Genomic DNA, 3,577 nt, shown 5'->3' on the forward strand with positions numbered 1-3,577 from the left:
GCTGAACGTGGTACGCACGATCAGCTGATGGAACAGGACGGCTGGTATAAGGATATGTATGTAAGGCAGCAGCTTGAAGAGCTTGTCGAGCAGGGAGGGTGACATGATGGAAAAGACACCTGTATTAAACGCGAAAGAGCAACGATTTGTGCTGTTTAGGCTTCTTGCTTATGCAAAGCCACATATGAAAATGATCATGATCGCCTTTGGCTTCTTGCTGTTTGCGACAGTGGGCGATGTGTTAGGTCCGATTCTTGTAAAGATATTTATTGATGATTACTTAAGGGAAGGCTATCTGCCTTTCAAACCACTGCTTATGCTTGGAACTGCTTATATGGGAATTCAGGTATTGAATGTTTTAGTTTCTTATTTCCAGCTCCTGAAATTCCAGGAGATTGCCCTAAAGATCATTCAGCAAATGCGGATTGATGTTTTTACAAAGGTACAGCAGTTAGGATTGAAGTACTTTGACAAAACACCTGCAGGATCGCTTGTTTCAAGGGTGACAAACGACACTGAAGCAATTAAGGATATGTTCGTTAGCGTAATCGCAACCTTTATCCAGAGTGGCATGCTTTTAATTGGGATTTTTGTGGCGATGTTCATTCTTAATGTGAAGCTCGCCTTATTCACGATGCTGATTTTACCGCTGATTGTCTTTATCATGAGCATGTACCGAAAGCTTAGTTCGAAGTTTTACCAGGATATGAGGGAGAGGTTAAGCCAGCTGAATGCAAAACTGAGTGAATCTCTTCAAGGCATGGCGATAATCCAGATGTTTCGCCAGGAAGAAAGATTGAAGAAGGAGTTTGGCGACATAAACGATAAGCACTTTGAAGCGGGCATGAAGAATATCAAGGCAGATGGTTTGCTCCTGCGTCCTGCTGTCGACCTTGTATACGTATTCGCACTGATTATCGTGCTCAGCTTTTTTGGGATCACTTCATTCAATAGCCCTATTGAAATAGGTGTCCTGTACGCGTTCATCAATTACTTGGATCGCTTCTTTGAACCGGTTAACAATATGATGATGCGGCTGTCGATGTATCAGCAGGCAATCGTAGCAGCATCGAGGGTATTTAAACTCCTTGATGAGGAAGAACTTGCGCCAGCGCAAACTGGTATAGAATCCAAGAAAATTAATGAAGGACAAATTGAGTTCAAGGACGTAAGCTTTTCATATGATGGGAAGCGTGATGTTCTGAAAAATATTAGCTTTACCGTAAATCCAGGAGAAACCCTGGCATTTGTCGGCCACACTGGTAGCGGAAAAAGCTCGATCATCAATTTGCTGATGCGATTCTATGAATTCAATCGTGGGGAAATCCTGATTGATGGTTCTTCGATAAAAAATTATCCGGTAAATGAATTGCGTGAAAAGATGGGGCTGGTTCTCCAGGATCCATTCCTGTTTTATGGAACGGTAGGGGATAATATCAAGCTGCATAACAGTGATCTACATCAGGATGATATCAGGAAAGCAGCAGAATTCGTCCAGGCTGATTCGTTCATAGCGAAGCTTGAGGATGGCTATGACCATAAGGTAACGGAGCGAGGTTCCACTTTCTCAAGCGGGCAACGACAGCTGATTGCCTTCGCAAGGACGATTGCCGCGAATCCGAAGATTCTTGTCCTGGATGAAGCAACGGCAAATATTGATACGGAAACAGAAGAGGCGATCCAGACTGCACTCGCAAAAATGCGCCAAGGCAGGACCACGATTGCGATTGCTCATCGTTTATCAACGATACAGGATGCCGATCAGATTGTGGTGCTGCATCATGGAGAAATCGTCGAACGGGGTACACATCAGGAGCTGCTTGCGCATCAGGGGCTTTACCACAAGATGTATTTACTGCAAAATGGTTCAGTGGAGAGGCTGGAAGATGTAGTAGGATAACAATTGGAAAAAATAAAACAGCTACAACGCCCGATGCGTTTAGCTGTTTTTTAATGGGTTGGAACTTTTTTTATGTATGCCCGGTTATATTCATTTAGTAGTTCATCAAGCTCCTGGCTATGATGGATCGCAATGTTTGAGCTGAGGCCATTCTTCGAAGCGATTTGAATCAATTCTTCACGTTTCTTCTCGATTAGAGTGATCAGTTGCTCTTTAGACAATGTGAAAATCCTTTCCTGTTTTATCTCTTAGCAGTCTATCAAACTACATTTATGTAAAAAGGTTATAAATATAGAAATAATTTCAAGTGCTATATTAGTATATAGCATTTGCTGCCAAATTTCAAAAGAAACATTTGTAAAAAAATTCCCTGCTAAAATAAAACACCATCTTAATTTACCCAGATATTTTAATGTTAAACATCATTTTTATAGAATTAATAAATTGTTCACAGCTTATATATTATAATGGGATTGAAATTTTGTTAGAATAGGAACAAATCGACTAATTATTGGAGTAGTGATCATGACAGATATCAATATATTTATAGCCTTAAGTGCTGGATTCCTGAGCTTTATTTCTCCATGCTGCCTGCCGCTATACCCTGCATTCTTATCATATATTACCGGGATGTCACTCGGGGAACTGAAAGGTGAAAATGCAATGCTGCAGAAACGCAGCCTGCTTCATACACTATTTTTCCTTTTAGGCTTCTCCATTATCTTTATTGCAATCGGCTTTGGGACATCATTCGTGGGCCAATTTTTTATCCAATACCAGGACTTAATCCGTCAGCTTGGCGCGATTTTTATCATTGCATTTGGTTTGATGGTCATTGGCTTTTTTAAACCTGAATTCCTTATGAAAGATCGAAAGTTCGAGTTCAAGAACCGTCCTTCAGGTTATTTTGGTTCTTCCTTGATTGGAATGGCGTTTGCAGCCGGATGGACACCATGTACCGGTCCGATTCTGGCGTCTGTTATCCTTCTGGCTAGTTCAAATCCAGGGTCAGGAATGCTTTATATGATCGCTTATACACTTGGCTTTGCAATTCCTTTCTTCATTCTTTCATTTTTCATCGGAAAGATGCAGTGGATTCGCAAGCATAATGTCAAGATCGTTAAAATTGGCGGCTATATCATGATTTTAGTCGGAGTCATGCTGTTTTTTGATTGGATGACAAAACTGATTTCCTTACTTTCTATGCTGTTTGGCGACTTTACCGGTTTTTAAAAAACATTATAGATTTCGAATTGCTTAAAAGATATATGTCCATAAATGAGATTTTTTTCATAAGTTATTTTTTCCAATTCAGCACATTGTTGGTGTATTAACATTGAAATTAATGTGTAAATATAGTTATATAGTAATAGAAGGCAAATATAATAAATTTATACTTGTTGTGATTGTCGGGGAGGATACAGCGATGGCCAGAATTTTGATAGTTGACGACGCGAAATTTATGAGAATCACTTTAACGAATATATTGAAAAAAGCGGATCACGAAATCGTAGGGGAAGCAGAAAACGGAAGTGAAGCAGTAAGGCTATATCGCGAGTTGAAACCCGATCTTGTGACAATGGACATTACGATGCCCGAAATGAGCGGGCTTGATGCGGTAAAAGAAATCAAAAAGGATTTTAAGGACGCAAAAATCATTATGTGTTCGGCTATGGG

4 protein-coding genes are annotated in these 3,577 nt (G+C 40.2%); 3 read left to right on the forward strand and 1 reads right to left on the reverse strand.

Annotation, left to right across the window (positions count from 1 at the left end):
• Positions 1-106 precede the first annotated feature (106 nt).
• Positions 107-1,900 (forward strand): ABC transporter ATP-binding protein, encoded by a 1,794-nt coding sequence (locus tag WB217_RS18960; RefSeq protein ID WP_423994893.1) that lies wholly within the window; start codon positions 107-109, stop codon positions 1,898-1,900.
• Positions 1,901-1,950: 50 nt separating this feature from the next.
• On the opposite strand, the gene WB217_RS18965 is transcribed toward WB217_RS18960, so the two are convergent.
• Positions 1,951-2,121, reverse strand: a complete 171-nt coding sequence (locus tag WB217_RS18965) for an aspartyl-phosphate phosphatase Spo0E family protein (protein ID WP_335429856.1) — start codon at positions 2,119-2,121, stop codon at positions 1,951-1,953.
• A 304-nt stretch (positions 2,122-2,425) separates the two neighbouring features.
• Between WB217_RS18965 and WB217_RS18970 the strand changes: the two genes are divergently transcribed.
• Together WB217_RS18970 and WB217_RS18975 are read left to right on the forward strand one after the other, a co-directional pair.
• On the forward strand, positions 2,426-3,133 hold the full coding sequence (locus tag WB217_RS18970; protein ID WP_423994894.1) for a cytochrome c biogenesis CcdA family protein: 708 nt from the start codon (positions 2,426-2,428) through the stop codon (positions 3,131-3,133).
• A 193-nt stretch (positions 3,134-3,326) separates the two neighbouring features.
• On the forward strand, positions 3,327-3,577 hold a 251-nt coding region (locus WB217_RS18975), incomplete at its 3' end, for a response regulator (protein ID WP_423994895.1).

This window comes from Mesobacillus sp., assembly GCF_049588175.1.
Taxonomy (GTDB): domain Bacteria; phylum Bacillota; class Bacilli; order Bacillales; family Cytobacillaceae; genus Mesobacillus.

Bases quoted from the DNA above. Each gene is read 5' to 3' on its own strand.
- WB217_RS18960 (WP_423994893.1), top strand. From the start codon at position 107: ATGGAAAAGACACCTGTATTAAACGCGAAAGAGCAACGATTTGTGCTG.
- WB217_RS18970 (WP_423994894.1), top strand. From the start codon at position 2,426: ATGACAGATATCAATATATTTATAGCCTTAAGTGCTGGATTCCTGAGC.